Genomic DNA, 16,315 nt, shown 5'->3' with positions numbered 1-16,315 from the left:
GATCATTGACAATAAAGAAGGATGGGTTTTTATACTGACTTGGTTGAAAGGCTATCTGGAATACAGAGTCCAAGGAATACGAGGAGGACTTGTAAAATGAAAAACAAACCCGGGATTGGACTCCCGGGTTTGTTTTTACTTATTGGCAACTATGACCAATTTACCTGTATCCAGTTCCTTTTCGAATTGAGCAGCTTCCGATTCACTTAATCCGACAGAAGCTAACTTATTGCGAAGTTCATCTCCACGGGAATTCACCAGGTTCTTCATAGAAGTCAGGAACCCTTGCTCGCTAATACCAGCTTCTTCTGTCCCCAGTGCTTCGTTAATATCATCTTCACGTTCTTCATAATGTGCAAAAATGTAAATGTTATCTCGAAGATATCCTTGCGCTTCTAATTTCTCCACTTCTTGTTTCGCCTGTACTACGTTTTCTACTGTCAATTTGACTGTCATTATTTATCCCTCCTATATATGTTCACATTCAATCTATTCCACTAAATTGAATGAATAAAACATAGATTTGCAAATTATTGATCAAGCTACCCAGGGAGGTCTTCAATAGGTTGGGGACCTTTTAAATTATCAGGGACCTCCGAGCATAGTAGTCACGAGGAAGAATTTCACTCTAAAAAGAAGGTAATCCCATTTTAGTCCCAGGTATTTTGGAGCTATTTTTATGATTGGGAAGAAAATAGAATTACACCATCAAAAATAGATGTTTTACCTTATTGAATTTACATACATCCATTATTCAATAAACGTTCTCAAATGAAAGTCACATGAAAAAGACACGAATGATTGTACGATAAGGCTTTTCGAGATTTTGTAGTGCTGTATACCTGCATTTTTATATCGTTCCTATACTTCAATGAAAGGGCAATAGTTGAAAAACAAGCTTCCACAATCGATCGCGATACTATAATATGAATCGGCGCTCGTTTTCATTAAAGGGCCAGGTTAATGAATAACAATATTTTGTTAAATTTTATTAAATTAGATTGGTAGCCTCTATAGAATCTCGTTAATAAGGAAAATAAAAAACAGATAGAACGGTATCAATAAATAATACGTGTTCTATCCGTTGCATTGATCAAACTATTTTTACCTCTAACTATACTGAATATTAAGCTACTGTTTTTGCCTGTAATAAATGGCGATAATCCAGTAAATGCTTCACCAATAACTTTCATTAAAAAAAGTTTCCAGGGAATATTCTGCGAATGGCTCTGTGAATAAATGGAAGATTACCATATTAACAGATAGTGACTATAAATAATTAACGAAAATGACATAATAAGCTTTGTTATAAATGAAAGCTCACAAATGATTTTGACAATCACTAGCAACGTTATAAAATAACTTGTCGCCTCCATTATATTCATCTAGTCTTGAGCTGTTTCGTTTTCAAGTTCAGTTGGGAGCCCCAGCGACAAACATAAAATTGCCAGATCCAATCATAATCAAACCAAATACGAAACGGATATCCGTATATAGTTTGTTCTTTAAGTTGTCTCATTTATTTAGGTCAGTTCGTCATAGCGGTTCCTTTTTTTATAATTATTTTACGCCTGGCACCCAACCAACATTACGTTTCATCATGTTCATTAGCGGCTCTGGAATGTTATTATCACGACTCATATCCATTTCAGTAATAACTGGTTCACCAGCTGCTACTTTTTCTACCCAGTGTGGTTCAATTAATAGCTCACGACCAAGTGCAAGTAAATCAGCACCTGTTTCCATCGCTTCTTTCGCATCTTCTGGTGAATAAATTGAACCAACGCCTATAAACGGTACACGACCGTCAATCACACGTTTTAAAATTTTAATACGGTTTTCTTTTACGCCGCTATAACGACGCGCTTCTGCACGGAAATCACCTAATGAAATGTGTAAGTAACCGAGCTTTTCATCTGCTAAACGATCTACAAGTTGAACCGTTTCATCTAGAGTGATACCGTCTTCTTCGGGCTCTTCTGGGCTAAAACGATAACCAACGATAAATTGGTCATCAGCATATTGTACTTTTGCACGGTTTACACTATTGATAATTTCTAATAAAAATGTCATACGTTTTTCAACAGAGCCACCGTAACGGTCTGTACGTTTATTTGTAAAACCTGAGAAGAATTGTTGTAATAAATACGTATTGGCTCCATGAATTTCCACACCGTCAAATCCTGCTTCAATTGCGCGACGTGTCGCTTCACCAAATGCTACGACTATTTCCTCAATTTCTTCTACCGTTAATGCACGAGCCACACCGCCATCTGCTGCAATGGTTTTACTTGCGCTTACGACATCGCCAGTTGGTACAAGGTCACGTACTGCTTGGCGTCCACCATGATAAATTTGTAAAATTGCTTTTGCGCCACCGTCATGAATCGCATCAGCAATACGTTTTAAGCTTGGAATATATTCATCTCTATGCGCAGAGATTTGACCTGGGAAGCCTTTCCCATTAGGAATCACGTAAGCACATGCTGTAATCACTGCACCGACGCCATATGAGCGCTCACGGTAATATGTAACCTCCGCATCTGATACTGTGTCATCAGCATTTGCTGAGTAAGTTGTCATTGGCGCCATCACGTAACGATTACGAATTGTGACGCCGTTATTAAAAGTAAATGGTTTTAAATAAGTTGTCATGTTATTCACTCCTTCTAAAACAAGAGTAAATTTATCGGATTTAAAAGTCAAAGATCGCGCTTTACTACTACATTTTATTTACTGGATTATAATGGGGAAAGTAGTTGAAAGGATAATTGTATTGAGAAAATTGCATGGCTTGCTAATTGGTTGAGAGAGGCAAAAAGTTGTGGAGCAGACTACTCTGAGGCAAACTGAATATCCTGCTCCTTACGACGTCCGAGGCAGGAGTATAAGGTTACTTTAAACAGAAATACCAAAGTGAAACTATAGATTTCATAACTATGTAGAATGTATATCTGAAAGATATTGTTCAGTAAAAGAAGAAGCAATAATAAAACAGCCCTTTAAAATTTTTTATTAACAAACTAAGACGAATTCACAGAAGTTTCTACCATTTCAATAACTTTGATCTTCCACAATCGGGCGCAATTCTGCGCTCGTGTTCATTAAAGGGCCATTTAATTGAATAAAATATAACAATTAAATTGGACGTGGTGATTGTGAAGAAAAGTACTTAAACTAATGGGGCAGCTTAGTTTAATAATCAGTTAGAAACTTATACTCATTAGGTTCGTATAAATGTTTATAAACAATATTATAATATTTGAGGTGTATAAAAATGTATAAATATATCTATGTAGAAGCAAAGGTTTCTGGTTTATTTGTAATGGAGAGTCATAGGGAATTAATCGATAAGTATAGTAAAAAAGGCTGGAGATTTGTTGCTGCTATTCCTAAAAGTAGTGGGTCATATGGTCAAATTAAAGTAAACGATTTGGTATTTGAAAAATATGAAGAGGAACAATAGTTTTCTTTTTGAGGTATTTATAAAAGATGAAATGTCGAATAAACTTCCTATTGGAACTGAAAATGAATTTGATGAAGAGAACAATGGTGGATCAATGAATACACAGATTTTAAGGAACAATTCGTAAAAGGAATCTATGAGAAAAGGAAATAATTCCTTTGTTGCAAAACGGTATGCTTTACTTTAACAAGCAAAAGACAAATCACCGTCTTAATATTCAGTAATCGGGCGCAATTCTGTAATAAGAATCAGCGCTCCCTTTCATTAAAGGGCTAGATTGTGGAATAAGGGGTCTAGCCAGATTTATACGGATTCACAACGGTAAGCAAAGAAATATCCAAAAAGGGGGAACAATATACTTTAACCCGAATTATCCAGTCTTCTTTTTAATCCGTCCTCTCCTTCATCCGTTATTTATTAATTTTATGTTTAGAGATACGTTGTAGGGATATATGTATAGAAAGTAGCATCTAAAATTTAGGAGGAATAGAATATGTCACATGAACAACACCAAGAATTAATCCAGGCTTTACACCAATGTATGGCTGCCTGCAATCACTGCTTTGACGCTTGTCTAAAGGAAGACGATGTAAAGATGATGGCTGAATGCATCAGATTAGACCGAGAATGTGCAGATATCTGTAACTTTTTAGAGCAGGCGTTAGCACGAAATACACCATTTGCTTCAGAGCTAGCATCACTATGTGCGACAGTGTGCGAGGCGTGTGGCAATGAATGTAAGAAACATGATCATGAACATTGCCAGCAGTGTGCGGAAGCTTGTTTCAAATGTGCAGAGGCTTGTAGAAAGCTAGCTGTTTAATTTCTTTTCTTACTTGAAAAATACTTTATCCAGCATTAAGTACTTTTTCACGAGTCGGGACGTCCAATTATTTGGCGTCTTTTTTATTGATACAAAGCAATTATTAAGCTTCTCCATCGTATATGAACTGAATCTTTCTGAATAGCAGTAAAAGGGATTGGTTCAATCGCTACCCCTTTATATTAAAGAAAAAAGGATATGCTTCTTTATTGATTAAAGAAACGATAAATAAACTAGAACAGAAAGAAAACTGTAACAACTTTTTCCTTTATAGTGATATTGGGATAATAGGTGAGTTTTCTAATAATCCCTTTGTATGCAATTTCATTACATAACAATTACTATTATTAATAAGCCAGGTTGTAAATTATAATTTTACAAGATAAGGAAATAACCGATAAAATAAGATGGAGGGATAAAAATATGAAAAAACTAGGGACTCTATACTTTTTCTGCGGAAAAATGGGAGCTGGAAAAACGACTAAATCAAAACAAGTGGCTTTAGAGAAGCAAGCAGTATTGTTATCTGAGGATGAATGGCTTGCATCTCTTTACCCTAATCAGATTACAACATTTGAAGACTACCTTAAATTCTCAGCGCAACTCAAGCCGATGATGAAAAAGCATGTCCAAAACATATTAAGTGTTGGTACAGATGTAGTCATGGATTTTCCAGGTAATACTCAACAACAGCGAAAATGGTTTTTGGATATTGCATCAGAGGTAAATGCAAACCATCAACTAATTTTCCTTAATTTAAATAATGAGCAATGCTTACGTCAAATTGCACAAAGGTGTATCGAACAACCCGAAAGAGCAACTTTTGACACAGAAGAGACGTTTATTCATGTTACTAATTTTTTTGAAGAACCAGAAGTATCCGAGGGTTTAAATATTTTAGAGTTTAGTGCGGAAGAATAATAAAGTTTGCAACATATCCTTGAAGATTTATAAAGTATGTAAAAGAATACCAAAAGAGACCAGCGATAGTTTCTATTAAAGGTAAAGAGATTGTTCGGATTTAGATGATTACATTAAAGGCGATTGGCATGCTAGTAATTCACCCTACCCTGTAAGGTATAAAGGGTGATTTACTTTTTTTTTGAAAAAGTAAATGACAACGCAAGAATCGTTACAATAAGTGTAGCGAAACTAAACATGAGCGTTATAGACTCATAAACTGTCATTGGAACCATCTCCTTTATTTTCGTTTGAAACGAATTTTTGGAATAAAAGATGACCAATCACCCTTAATATCTCGACCTACTACATGTAGAAATTATACCTTTATTGGTTTAATATTAAAAAAGCAAACACTAATTCTTTTGTACGATTATAAGGGAATTAGTGTTTTTTAATTTGTTACGATACATTCTGCAATCTCTGGAAAATCAATAAAAGGATTCCGATTGCCTTGAAGTTCATGGATAGCTAGGTTGCGATGCTTTTCATAGATAGATACTGGAAAAGATTGATGCCATTTTAACAATAAGGAGATATTCTCTAGTTCCTTTTTTATTATGTTTGGATAGCGAATTAGGAAATAGAGTGTTGCTCTAGCAACGATTCCTTTGCCGTATTCTGGTTCGAATTTACTTTCTTCAGCTTTGCCGCAGCCATCTTTGATTCCTAAAATTAATCCTTCAGGGATATAATCATGGAAATCGTAATAAGGGTAGTTGCTGCGACTGCTATTGCAGGTAGGATTGCAGGCGAATAAATGATGCAAGTCTCCTCTCATCGGTTCTTTTTTATCGAACCATGATTGAGGCACTACATGTTCACAGTTAAATAGATTATCCGATAAGATGCTTATTAAACCTTTTGCCTGCATTTCGTGGAGCCGAACGTCCTCCTCTATGACAGAAAGGGGATCCATCCTTTTTCCAGAATAAAGACTTTTTAATGAACCGTTTTCCTGTAAATCAACCCAGGGGTACACATAACGGTGGGGGCTGTAGTTTAACTGATCTGTATGTGTTTTTTTGAGCAATGTGTGAAGGCTGTCTAAAAGAGTAGTATTCGTGAATGAAATGCTATGATAGTATTGATTTCTGACTTCCTTATCTTTCTTTTCGTCATAATAGGGTCGATTTTCCTGATAGTTTAAAAAGTCTGACTTGGCCGTTTCCCATTCACAGTATAGCAAATCTAGTTTTTTCATTATATTTTCAACGCCTGTCCAGATAATTTTTGGTTGAATATATCCGATAAGTATTCCTCTGTTGTTAAGTACAGCATTCCGTTGCCTTCGAGTTTTGGTGAGTTTCCTAAAGGAATCGTTCTTTTTATTAATTGTGCATACAGCTCAGCCTCAGTCAGATTTCGCTCAAAGTTTCTGTTGGCATTCTCTTTTATGAGTGCAAGTGCACCAGATATATGCGGTGTTGCCATCGAAGTTCCGCTTAGTTTTGCATAAGTTCCGTTTAAATACGTTGAAAGGATTTCTTCACCAGGGGCTACTAAGTCGACTTCATTATTCGAATTTGAAAAATAAGAAGATCTACGTTGCAGGTTAATGGAACCGACGCTGATGACTTCATTGTAGCAGGCAGGATAAGCCAATTCATTTGAAGAACTCTGTCCATCTCCCTCATTACCAGCAGCACAAACGACTAGTATTTGATTAGTGATTGCATTTTGAATAGCTTGGTGTAACTCAGGTACATCGACAGAACCTCCGAGGCTCATGGAGATGATATCCACCCTTTGTTCAACTGCATAGTTAATACCTTTTATGATCCAGTCGTATTGCCCTGATCCATTTTTATCAAGCACTTTTAAAATCAATAAACTTGCCTCAGGTGCAACACCAACTACTCCTGTGTAGTTATTGATTGCAGCAATTGTGCCAGCCACATGGGTTCCATGGCCATTATAATCGATGTATCGATCAGGTTGTCCATCATCATCATGAGTGAAATTCCACCCACCGATAATACGCCCACTCAAATCAGGATGGGTGACGTCGCAGCCTGTGTCCAATATCGCAACAGTAATCCCCTTCCCTTTAGAATTCTCCCAAACTTTTGGTGCTGCAATAAGTTCAATACCTTCTGGCACCACTTCGACCACTTCGACCACTTCATTCACTTGAAACGGAATTAAATGTAACTTTTGCTTCATTTGTATCCCTCCTGAAAGAAATTAGGTTTTAAGTGTATTCTTGGTAATTAACAATATTCTAACAATTCTGAATTTTGATTAACAGTTACAATAGATGTGTTTTTATCTAAAATATCAAAATTTTAATAGTGAAAATAGTATTGGTATCTATTAGTCAATATCGCATGATAACATCTTAAAGATTGTGGATGTTTGTACTTAAAATAAACTGCATTGGAGAAGTTGAAGTTCATGGAACAGAAGATGCTTATACAGGTATCGAATTAATACGTGTACATAAACTTTCTAAAGATACAACATTAGCTGAAGTAGAAAATCTATTCTCTACGCAATTTCACGAAGGTGAAAAGGGCTATAAAAATCCTAAACAATGCGTGGGTAAAATTACAATTAGAGCAAAAAAAGAAAATGGTGAAATTGTATTTTTAGGATAGATATTTTGTTGAAAGAAGGACACGATTGAGGGGAAAAATGGAATTTAAAGTTTTCAACAAACGGGAGCGATTTGGAATAAGTATTAGCGTTCGTTTTCATTAAAGGGCCATTAAATTGAGCAACATATTTTAAAGAATATTGTTAAGGGCAAAATAAAATGTGAGGATTTTCATTTAAACAAAATGGACCAAAAATATTTAAATCAATTCATCAATATTAACTTTGAAAAAATTGGGGAGAGTGAGAAATAGATAAAGAATATTTACTTTAATATTAAAGTGTTTTAAAATCCTTTAAATACTTAGATTTACAAGGAGGCATATTATGGAACAAAACATTCCTGAATCAATTGATGAATATATTTTACAATATCCTCAAGAGATTCAAGAAATATTAAAAACAATAAGAAAGGTTATAAAGGAATCAGCACCAAATGCCGTGGAAAAAATAAGTTACCGAATGCCTACTTTTGTATTAAACGGAAATCTGGTACATTTTGCTGCATACAAAAACCATATAGGCTTCTACCCAACTTCAAGCGGGATTAATAATTTTCAGCATGAATTATCGGGATATAAAACCTCTAAAGGTGCAGTTCAATTCCCAATTGGAAAACCCATCCCTTATGGATTAATTAGTCAAATAGTAAAATTTAGAGTTGCTGAAAACCAAAGTAAAGTGGAAGGGAAAATAAAAAAGAAATAATTTGTAGATGGCAAATTTCCCTTTGTTTATGAACTGTAACAAAAATCATAATAACAGGATTTTTCAACAATCGGCGCGATTCTATAATATGGATCAGCGCTCGTTTTCATTAGAAGGTTAGATTATTGAATAACATGCTTTTGTAAATGTAACTAGACGATTCTTTGGGTGCTTTTTTCATCTAACATTGTAGTATAGTAAATGTAAAAGGGGGACAGAGGATGGATAACCAATATTTCGTAGGTTGGGGTACATTGGCATTGATAAATGCTGCACTTGCACAAGGGAAAAATAGAACGGGGTTAAATTGGTTCTTACTTTCACTTGTATTAGGTCCATTGGCAACACTAATTTTGTTATTTGTTGAAAAGAGACAGTAACACGTCATATTAGTGCAGCAAGGATTTATAACGAATACATAAATAAACTTAATAACGGCCCAAATACAAGTTAATCTGATTTTCAACAATTGGGCGTTGTGAAAAGAATCAGTGCTCATTTTCATTAAAGGACTAGATTGTGGAGGATGAGTTCAAGAGGGTGAGCATAATGTCATGTAGCCGAGTGTCAATGAGCAGTTTATTATATACTTTTGTTTTTTGAAAGCGGCGATAAGCGTCATTAGTGTTGACGGGGCATTACTAAGGGTTGTTTTTTAATCAATATGTATTATAATAGTTAATATTATAAGTGAGAAAGGAGGCAAAAAGTGATGGAAACTGTTTTTATGAACCTGGAAAAAGAAGTAAAGTCGTATAGATTGTTAGGGGATTTGCTTACAACGGGATTAGTCTGCCCTTTTTTAAGCAAACTTCATATAGAAAACAGCTACCGGAAGCTTTTTGCATTCTTATTTTAGGATTTGTAAAATATCTTTAAATGACTGACTCTTTGAGTTTTGATTAAATAGATGCATTTATTAGGCGCCGGTTACGGCGTCTTTTTGTGTTTTAAAGCAAAATTTGTAGGATATTACTAAACAATTTTGTACTTATTAAAGGTTTACGCAATCTTTAGGCGCCGGTTTATTCGGCGCCTTTTTTTGCGTTCTAAAGGAGAAAAATTGAAATGCATATGTTTTTGTGGCTTCCTGTTTGATGAAAATCATGAAACAGGCTGCTCAATATTCATAAAGAAAGAGTGATAAAAATGTTACTTCAATTAAACAATATTAGTAAAAGTTATTTAGGTGATCCAATACTTTCAAATATATCAATGAAAATTGAGGCAGGCGACCGGGTTGGTCTTATAGGAGTGAATGGCGCTGGAAAATCAACCTTATTACAGATGATTGCTGGGGATATCCCTTACGATAATGGGGAAATTTATATTGGAAAAGAAACAAAGGTTGGCTATTTCCGCCAAAATAGTGGACTAGAAATGGAAAATACGATTTGGAATGAAATGTTAAATGTCTTCTCTTATCTTCTTGAAATTGAAAAAGAACTTCGCGAGTTAGAAAGAGCAATGGGTGAACCTGCGTTAATAGCTGATCCCGTAAAATATGAAAAAATGATGAAGCGTTATGCAGCAAAATCAGAATGGTTTATGGAGCACGGTGGTTATGAAATAGAACCAAAAATTCGTGGTGTTCTGCATGGAATGGGCTTTGGAGATTTTTCTAGAGACACACTCATTCATACGTTAAGTGGAGGGCAGAAAACGAGGCTTGCTTTAGCTAAAATCCTATTGGAAAAGCCTGATTTGCTTATCCTTGATGAGCCAACAAATCATTTGGATCTTACTACTTTAGCTTGGTTAGAAGGTTATTTACGTTCATATCCTGGTACTATCCTTGTTGTTTCACATGATCGTTACTTTTTGGATTCACTTGTAACCATTATTTATGAAATTGAGCGGACAGAAGCACGACGATATGTAGGAAACTATTCGAAATATGTTGAGAACAAAGAGAAAGACCGTGAACTTCTAGCTAAGAAATATTCAATACAGCAAGAACAAATTGCAAAGATGGATAATTACATTCAACGGAACATTACCATGGCAACGTCTTCTAAAAGTGCAAAAAACAAACGAAAGCAGCTTGAGAGAATTGAACGTATTGATACACCTATCAAAGACTTAAAACGTGCACAGATGTCGTTTTCAATAGAAAAAGCGTCTCATAAAGAGGTATTACAAGTTAGAGATATTGATATCTATGTCGGAGTAGGTACTGAACAAAAACCTCTATTAAAGAATATTAGTTTCCAGCTACGACGAGGTGAAAGGGTAGCATTAATTGGTTCAAATGGTGTTGGAAAGTCAACATTACTTAAGACGTTACTTGATGTTTATAAACCAAAAAGTGGCGTAATAACTTGGGGAAATGGAGTTACGATTGCTTATTACGATCAAGAGCAATCAGCTTTACATTCCAATAATACGATATTAGATGAGGTGTGGAATGCATTCCCTCATATAGAAGAGGCTAAAATTCGTACTGTACTTGGGAATTTCTTGTTTACGGGCGAAGATGTTTTTAAGAAAATATCAGCTCTTAGTGGTGGTGAAAAAGCACGTGTTGCGTTATCCAAGCTTATGTTACAAAATGCTAATGTTCTTATTATAGACGAGCCAACAAATCATTTAGATTTATTTAGTAAAGGGGTGTTGGAATCTGCACTAAAGAATTATGAGGGTACATTGTTCTTTATTTCTCATGACCGTTATTTTTTGAATAAGCTGGCTGACAAAATGTTGGAACTCTCTCCAACAGGAGTCAATGTATATGACGGCAACTATGATGACTATGTTGAAGCAAAATCGCAAAAAGAGAAAGAAGTAGCTAGTCTCTTGGCTAGGGTATAAAAGAATGATGAAGAAGGAATGCCTATGTAGGGGGCCACCGACTACTTAAAAATCAAATTTTAATAATTCAGGTTCAAAATGAAAAATAACATAGAAAAGAGGAAATATATATGTCTAATGAAAATCAAGTTGCTGTCGTAACAGGTGCAGGTAGTGGAATCGGTAGAGCTACAAGTATAAAATTCGCTGAAAATGGGTATAAAGTGGTGCTAGTTGATTTCAACGAAGTTACAGGTCAAGAAACTCTTAAGCTTGTTCAAAACAAAGGTGGAGAAGGTATTTTTATAAAAGCAGATGTCTCGAACGAGGAAGATGTTCAAAACTATATAAACCAAACTATTGATCATTATAATCGTATTGATGTCTTTTTCAATAATGCGGGTATTATTCAAAAATTTGCACCATTTACAACTGTGGAAACAAAAGAATACGAACGAATTATGGACATAAATGTAAAGGGTATTTTCCTTGGAATGAAATATGTGATCCAAGTGATGGAGAAGCAAGGTAAAGGATCTATTATCAATACGGCTTCATCAGCAGGCATTCGTCCAGAGCATAGCATTGCTGTTTATTCTGCAAGTAAACATGCCGTAATAGGTATGACTAAAGGGGCTGCAATTGAATACGCTAATAAAGGTATTCGAATCAATGCTGTTTGCCCAGGAGGAATCGTTACACCACTATTTAAAAGTGTAGGGGAAACTCTAGAAAAAACAGGATACGTACCAGAAGAAATGTCACGTGTTAGAATGGGGCGTCATGGTGAACCTGAAGAGGTTGCAGAAGCAGTATTGTTCTTAGCTTCCGATAAATCAAGTTTCATGGCTGGTTCGATTATAACGGTTGATGGTAGCTTAACAGTATAAAGAAAATATCTTTTAAACAATGAAGAAATAAGAGGTTGTCTCGTGAAACGAGAGACAACCTCTTAATGAAAATGTAATCATTGTAACTTTATTAAATAAATATCTAGTATAGTAATAAAAATTATTATTGAGTATGAAAGGAGGCAAAAAGTAATGGAAATTGTAACTAATCGAGTGTTATCAAAAGAAGTGAAAGCACATTTGCTATTTGGAAGGGTTGCTTGTAACGGGACTAGTCTGTCCTTTTTTAAGCAAACTTCATATAGCAACGGTGGCCAGAGGCTTTTTGCATCCTTATTTTAGAAAAAATGTTTAAAACAAATTTGTGAATTTGATTAAATAAACTACGTAATGACTAGGCGCCGGCTCTACTAGGCGTCTTTTTGTGTTCCAATACCAAAAAATACACAGTATAGTCTCGAGTTTTTTTATAAGAGTACTATACAATTTTTAGGCGCCGATTTGATTCGGTGCCTTTTTTTAAAAAAAGGAAGAATATGTAAAGTGATTCTTTAGAGTGAATCGCTTTGTTTTCATACGAATCACTTCAATTAATATTTAGAAAAATACGGATATTTGACAGTCTAATAATCGGAGGAACATATAATGAAACATATAAATACGAAGACCAAATATGAAAGTATAAAGCAATTTATAAAAGAACTAGGACAACCAAATTATAGATACAAGCAAATGACTAATGCTATTTTTAAGCAACGTATTAGTGAATTTGAACAAATGACTATTTTACCAAAAACAGTTCGTGAAGAATTAATAAAGGAATTTGGGACAAATATACTCAATATCAAACCAGTATTTGAACAATCATCAGAACAAGTTAGAAAAGTCCTTTTTGAAATCTCAGGTAATGATAAAGTGGAGGCAATAGGGTTGAAATATCGAGCTGGGTGGGAATCATTTTGTATTTCCTCTCAATGCGGATGTGGACTTGGCTGTCAGTTTTGTGCAACTGGGGCAATTGGGCTAAAGCGAAACCTTACGGCTGATGAGATAACAGACCAACTTTTGTATTTTCACTTAAATGGTCACTCACTTGATAGTATTGCTTTTAGGGGGATGGGCGAAGCACTCGCAAATAAACAGGTTTTTAATGCATTAAAAACACTGACTGACTCTAGCTTGTTTGGCTTAAGTCCACGAAGATTAACAGTCTCTACAGTCGGTATTATACCTAATATTAAAAAAATGACGAGCGATTTCCCACAAGTCAACCTTACTTTCTCTTTACATTCGCCGTTTAATGAGCAAAGGAGTAAACTGATGCCTATAAACGATAAGTTTCCTCTTGATGATGTAATGGCAACACTAGATGAGCATATTCAAGTAACAGGTAGAAAAGTGTATATAGCGTATATAATGTTACGTGGGGTAAATGATTCTATTGATCATGCGAAGGCTGTAGCTAAATTACTTCAAAATCGAGGTCAATGGGGACACTTGTATCATGTAAATCTTATACGATATAATCCAACGGTTGATGCTCCCGAGCACTATGGTGAAACGGATGAAAAAAAAGTTCAAATGTTTTATGAAGAACTTCAATTTGCAGGCATTCATGTAACGATTAGAAGTCAATTCGGTATAGATATAGATGCAGCTTGTGGCCAATTGTACGGTCAATATGTTACGAAGAAGAGTTCTTAATTTTCGTGATCTAAAGTATCTAACTACAGCAGATTCTTTTATTGGATATTGTTAGTTTATTTATATTTTCTAAAAAAAATAATAATGAATTGACCCCTAAAAGTTAGACAACTATTAGGGGTTAATTCATGGGAACTAGAAAAGAACAGCACCTACTGAACAATTCCAATACTTTCTACAGTAGCTTATTCCACAATCGTGCGCGATTCTGTAATAAGGAACAGCCCTCGTTTTCATTAAAGGGCCAGATTGTGGAATAACGCAGTTGATGGGTTATACTAAAAATCAGAAATAGGTTGTTAAGAATTATACGTAAACTAACAAGACAGAATAATCTAATTCAAGGGAATAAGTTAAATTTAAATGATAAACTTATTACTAAGTAAGAAAAATAAACTTATATGATAGATAATAAATTTTATATGGAGGTGGATTTATATTCCTAAAATTGACAATATATTAGCAATTCTATGGATGCTTAATTCAAGTGAAAAAATTACTGCAAAACAAATTGCAGAAAAGTTAGAGATGAATATAAGGACTGTTTATCGTTATATTGATACACTTTCTACAAGTGGTGTACCTATAATTTCGGACACAGGACATAACGGTGGATATACTTTATTAAATAATTTTATTGAAGCTCCTCTTTTTTTTGATTTTGAGGAGCAAACTTCACTATTCCACGCTGCTGTTTTTGCAGAAGAAGCTGGATATTATGGAGGTGAAGCACTAAATAGAGCCATTTCAAAACTAAGTAAATACTCAAATCAAGATCAGGAAACAAAGATAAACCAACATTTAACTAGTCTTGAAGTAATAAGTCGATTAAAATCCATCTCTATGGAGCTTTCCTTGAGGGAAGTAGAGCAGGCAGTAGCTGACGGATACTCTGTAAAAATTCTATACCTTAAATGTGGCGAAGAACAATCAACATTTAGATTGGTTGATCCGTACAGAATTATTTATTGGAATAATAAGTGGTATGTAATTGGATTTTGTCATCTTAGAAATGATATGCGTAGCTTTAGAGTGGATCGAATTGAAAGCTTAATGCTAACTGAAAATAAGTTTAACCGACCAGAAAACTTTTCAGCAAGTGACTTTTTTATGGACAATCTCCTTCCAACTATAGAAGATAAGGAAGGGATTACCCCTTTGGTTATTAATGGGAATACAAGAGCGTTGGATGATATTTGCCAACATTGGTTTTTAGGACATTATTTACAAGAACGGACTTCAACTCAAGCAGTTTTTCTACTTGAAAAAGATATGATACATACATACGTACCTTATTTGCTTTTACCGTACAATAAATCTATTAAAGTCATTGAGCCAATAAGTCTTAAGAAAAGACTTATTGAAGTTCTGTCGGAATTAATAAAATTTCATCAAGTATGATAACTTCCCTGACGTTAACTGTCAGGGAAGTTATCTTATAATAGCTGTATCAATTGTGATTGGAGTGTTATTGGATGCAAACAAAAAAAGTTTTTCTATATGTATTTAATACAATGTCGGACTGGGAATATGGATATTTAATTGCTGAACTAAACTCAGGAAGATATTTCAAAAAAGATTTAGCACCTTTAAAAGTAATTACAGTAGGAGCTAATAAAGAAATGATTACTACGATGGGAGGACTGAACATACAACCAGATATTTCCGTTGATGAATGTACTCTTGAGAGTAAAGATCTTTTAATTTTACCAGGAGGGACTACTTGGAGTGAAGAAATTCATCAACCTATCCTTGAAATAATTGGCCGAGCTTTAAAGCTTGGCACTATTGTTGCTGCAATTTGTGGTGCAACTGAGGGTCTCGCGAATATGGGATACTTAGATTCTAGAAAACACACAAGCAATGACTTAGAGTATATTAAGATGGTCTGTCCTAATTATAAAGGAGAAAAATTTTATGAGATGAGACCTGCGGTATCTGGTGAGAATTTGATTACTGCATCAGGAGTAGCACCTTTAGAATTTACGATGGAAGTACTGAAAAAATTAGATGTATTTGCACCCGACACATTACATTCATGGTATAACCTAAATAAGACTCATAAACCTGAATACTTCTTCCAGTTAATGCATTCAATAAATAGCTGAGCTGAAAAATCAACTTAGCAGTTTTATATTAGTTCAAATAAAAATCATGCTTTAGACAATGTCATATGTTTATGGAAGTAAAAAACTTACAAAGCACTCCTGAAGTTGTTATAAATAGAATTGGTAACTAAATCTCTTTTTAATCTTATTGAACAACGGTGTGCTTTTTTATTTGGCAATAATGTTAGAACGATCTTCAACAATCGGGCGTATTTCTTTAATAAGGAATGCGCCTTCTTCCATTAAAGGGCCAGATTGTTGAATAAAGGGTTTTTGGGCAGTGTCATAAAAGATGGCCCAATGTTCA

General features: G+C 34.7%; 17 protein-coding genes. 12 read left to right on the top strand and 5 right to left on the bottom strand.

Annotated features, from left to right (window positions below):
* Window positions 1-135 precede the first annotated feature (135 nt).
* Window positions 136-456 carry a YflT domain-containing protein gene (locus ACIP9C_RS04315; protein WP_069481407.1) on the bottom strand — a complete coding sequence of 107 codons (321 nt, stop codon included), beginning with the start codon at window positions 454-456 and terminating at the stop codon, window positions 136-138.
* A 1,104-nt stretch (window positions 457-1,560) separates the two neighbouring features.
* On the bottom strand, window positions 1,561-2,655 hold the full coding sequence (locus tag ACIP9C_RS04310; protein ID WP_401008919.1) for an NADH-dependent flavin oxidoreductase: 1,095 nt from the start codon (window positions 2,653-2,655) through the stop codon (window positions 1,561-1,563).
* Window positions 2,656-3,277: 622 nt separating this feature from the next.
* Between ACIP9C_RS04310 and ACIP9C_RS04305 the strand changes: the two genes are divergently transcribed.
* From ACIP9C_RS04305 to ACIP9C_RS04295, 3 genes are all read left to right on the top strand, one after another.
* On the top strand, window positions 3,278-3,466 hold the full coding sequence (locus ACIP9C_RS04305; RefSeq protein ID WP_401008917.1) for a DUF4177 domain-containing protein: 189 nt from the start codon (window positions 3,278-3,280) through the stop codon (window positions 3,464-3,466).
* A gap of 493 nt (window positions 3,467-3,959) precedes the next feature.
* A complete protein-coding gene (locus tag ACIP9C_RS04300) occupies window positions 3,960-4,289 on the top strand; it encodes a four-helix bundle copper-binding protein (protein ID WP_401008915.1) in 330 nt (109 codons plus the stop codon).
* 423 nt (window positions 4,290-4,712) lie between these two features.
* Window positions 4,713-5,210: a P-loop nucleotide/nucleoside kinase family protein gene (locus ACIP9C_RS04295; RefSeq protein ID WP_401008913.1), complete on the top strand. Its 498-nt coding sequence runs from the start codon at window positions 4,713-4,715 to the stop codon at window positions 5,208-5,210.
* 170 nt (window positions 5,211-5,380) lie between these two features.
* On the opposite strand, the gene ACIP9C_RS04290 is transcribed toward ACIP9C_RS04295, so the two are convergent.
* From ACIP9C_RS04290 to ACIP9C_RS04280, 3 genes are all read right to left on the bottom strand, one after another.
* On the bottom strand, window positions 5,381-5,476 hold the full coding sequence (locus ACIP9C_RS04290; protein ID WP_219818977.1) for a putative holin-like toxin: 96 nt from the start codon (window positions 5,474-5,476) through the stop codon (window positions 5,381-5,383).
* Between the two features lie 167 nt (window positions 5,477-5,643).
* Window positions 5,644-6,453 (bottom strand): endonuclease I family protein, encoded by an 810-nt coding sequence (locus ACIP9C_RS04285; RefSeq protein ID WP_401008911.1) that lies wholly within the window; start codon window positions 6,451-6,453, stop codon window positions 5,644-5,646.
* Window positions 6,453-7,415, bottom strand: coding sequence for a S8 family peptidase (locus ACIP9C_RS04280; protein ID WP_401008909.1), 963 nt, complete (start codon window positions 7,413-7,415; stop codon window positions 6,453-6,455). The genes ACIP9C_RS04285 and ACIP9C_RS04280 overlap by 1 nt, the downstream gene beginning before the upstream one ends.
* 188 nt (window positions 7,416-7,603) lie before the next feature.
* On the opposite strand from ACIP9C_RS04280, the gene ACIP9C_RS04275 reads away from it, so the two are divergent.
* The 9 genes from ACIP9C_RS04275 (at window position 7,604) to ACIP9C_RS04235 (ending at window position 16,008) form a co-directional block, all read left to right on the top strand.
* Window positions 7,604-7,849: a hypothetical protein gene (locus ACIP9C_RS04275; protein ID WP_401008907.1), complete on the top strand. Its 246-nt coding sequence runs from the start codon at window positions 7,604-7,606 to the stop codon at window positions 7,847-7,849.
* Window positions 7,850-8,174: 325 nt separating this feature from the next.
* A complete protein-coding gene (locus tag ACIP9C_RS04270) occupies window positions 8,175-8,555 on the top strand; it encodes an iron chaperone (RefSeq protein ID WP_401008905.1) in 381 nt (126 codons plus the stop codon).
* Window positions 8,556-8,776: 221 nt separating this feature from the next.
* Window positions 8,777-8,935: a hypothetical protein gene (locus tag ACIP9C_RS04265; RefSeq protein ID WP_167395904.1), complete on the top strand. Its 159-nt coding sequence runs from the start codon at window positions 8,777-8,779 to the stop codon at window positions 8,933-8,935.
* 769 nt (window positions 8,936-9,704) lie between these two features.
* A complete protein-coding gene (locus ACIP9C_RS04260) occupies window positions 9,705-11,366 on the top strand; it encodes an ABC-F family ATP-binding cassette domain-containing protein (RefSeq protein WP_401008903.1) in 1,662 nt (553 codons plus the stop codon).
* 110 nt (window positions 11,367-11,476) lie between these two features.
* Window positions 11,477-12,235, top strand: a complete 759-nt coding sequence (locus ACIP9C_RS04255; protein WP_401008901.1) for an SDR family NAD(P)-dependent oxidoreductase — start codon at window positions 11,477-11,479, stop codon at window positions 12,233-12,235.
* A 153-nt stretch (window positions 12,236-12,388) separates the two neighbouring features.
* Window positions 12,389-12,538 (top strand): hypothetical protein, encoded by a 150-nt coding sequence (locus tag ACIP9C_RS04250; RefSeq protein ID WP_401008899.1) that lies wholly within the window; start codon window positions 12,389-12,391, stop codon window positions 12,536-12,538.
* Window positions 12,539-12,850: 312 nt separating this feature from the next.
* A complete protein-coding gene (locus ACIP9C_RS04245; RefSeq protein ID WP_401009177.1) occupies window positions 12,851-13,900 on the top strand; it encodes a Cfr family 23S rRNA (adenine(2503)-C(8))-methyltransferase in 1,050 nt (349 codons plus the stop codon).
* A 438-nt stretch (window positions 13,901-14,338) separates the two neighbouring features.
* Window positions 14,339-15,301 (top strand): helix-turn-helix transcriptional regulator, encoded by a 963-nt coding sequence (locus tag ACIP9C_RS04240; RefSeq protein WP_401009176.1) that lies wholly within the window; start codon window positions 14,339-14,341, stop codon window positions 15,299-15,301.
* Between the two features lie 74 nt (window positions 15,302-15,375).
* On the top strand, window positions 15,376-16,008 hold the full coding sequence (locus ACIP9C_RS04235) for a type 1 glutamine amidotransferase family protein (RefSeq protein ID WP_401008897.1): 633 nt from the start codon (window positions 15,376-15,378) through the stop codon (window positions 16,006-16,008).
* The last annotated feature ends 307 nt before the right edge of the window (window positions 16,009-16,315 follow it).

This window comes from Lysinibacillus sp. NPDC093210 (genome assembly GCF_044753985.1).
GTDB lineage: Bacteria > Bacillota > Bacilli > Bacillales_A > Planococcaceae > Lysinibacillus.
Note: the sequence above shows the minus strand (reverse complement) of the source record. Positions and strands in the feature narration are given on the sequence as shown.

Excerpts from the sequence above, each read along its gene's own strand:
- ACIP9C_RS04295 (WP_401008913.1), top strand. The coding sequence starts at position 4,713 with ATGAAAAAACTAGGGACTCTATACTTTTTCTGCGGAAAAATGGGAGCT.
- ACIP9C_RS04280 (WP_401008909.1), bottom strand. The coding sequence starts at position 7,415 with ATGAAGCAAAAGTTACATTTAATTCCGTTTCAAGTGAATGAAGTGGTC.
- ACIP9C_RS04270 (WP_401008905.1), top strand. The coding sequence starts at position 8,175 with ATGGAACAAAACATTCCTGAATCAATTGATGAATATATTTTACAATAT.
- ACIP9C_RS04315 (WP_069481407.1), bottom strand. The coding sequence starts at position 456 with ATGACAGTCAAATTGACAGTAGAAAACGTAGTACAGGCGAAACAAGAA.
- ACIP9C_RS04305 (WP_401008917.1), top strand. The coding sequence starts at position 3,278 with ATGTATAAATATATCTATGTAGAAGCAAAGGTTTCTGGTTTATTTGTA.
- ACIP9C_RS04300 (WP_401008915.1), top strand. The coding sequence starts at position 3,960 with ATGTCACATGAACAACACCAAGAATTAATCCAGGCTTTACACCAATGT.
- ACIP9C_RS04310 (WP_401008919.1), bottom strand. The coding sequence starts at position 2,655 with ATGACAACTTATTTAAAACCATTTACTTTTAATAACGGCGTCACAATT.
- ACIP9C_RS04260 (WP_401008903.1), top strand. The coding sequence starts at position 9,705 with ATGTTACTTCAATTAAACAATATTAGTAAAAGTTATTTAGGTGATCCA.
- ACIP9C_RS04265 (WP_167395904.1), top strand. The coding sequence starts at position 8,777 with ATGGATAACCAATATTTCGTAGGTTGGGGTACATTGGCATTGATAAAT.
- ACIP9C_RS04275 (WP_401008907.1), top strand. The coding sequence starts at position 7,604 with ATGTTTGTACTTAAAATAAACTGCATTGGAGAAGTTGAAGTTCATGGA.
- ACIP9C_RS04290 (WP_219818977.1), bottom strand. The coding sequence starts at position 5,476 with ATGACAGTTTATGAGTCTATAACGCTCATGTTTAGTTTCGCTACACTT.
- ACIP9C_RS04250 (WP_401008899.1), top strand. The coding sequence starts at position 12,389 with ATGGAAATTGTAACTAATCGAGTGTTATCAAAAGAAGTGAAAGCACAT.
- ACIP9C_RS04235 (WP_401008897.1), top strand. The coding sequence starts at position 15,376 with ATGCAAACAAAAAAAGTTTTTCTATATGTATTTAATACAATGTCGGAC.
- ACIP9C_RS04285 (WP_401008911.1), bottom strand. The coding sequence starts at position 6,453 with ATGAAAAAACTAGATTTGCTATACTGTGAATGGGAAACGGCCAAGTCA.
- ACIP9C_RS04255 (WP_401008901.1), top strand. The coding sequence starts at position 11,477 with ATGTCTAATGAAAATCAAGTTGCTGTCGTAACAGGTGCAGGTAGTGGA.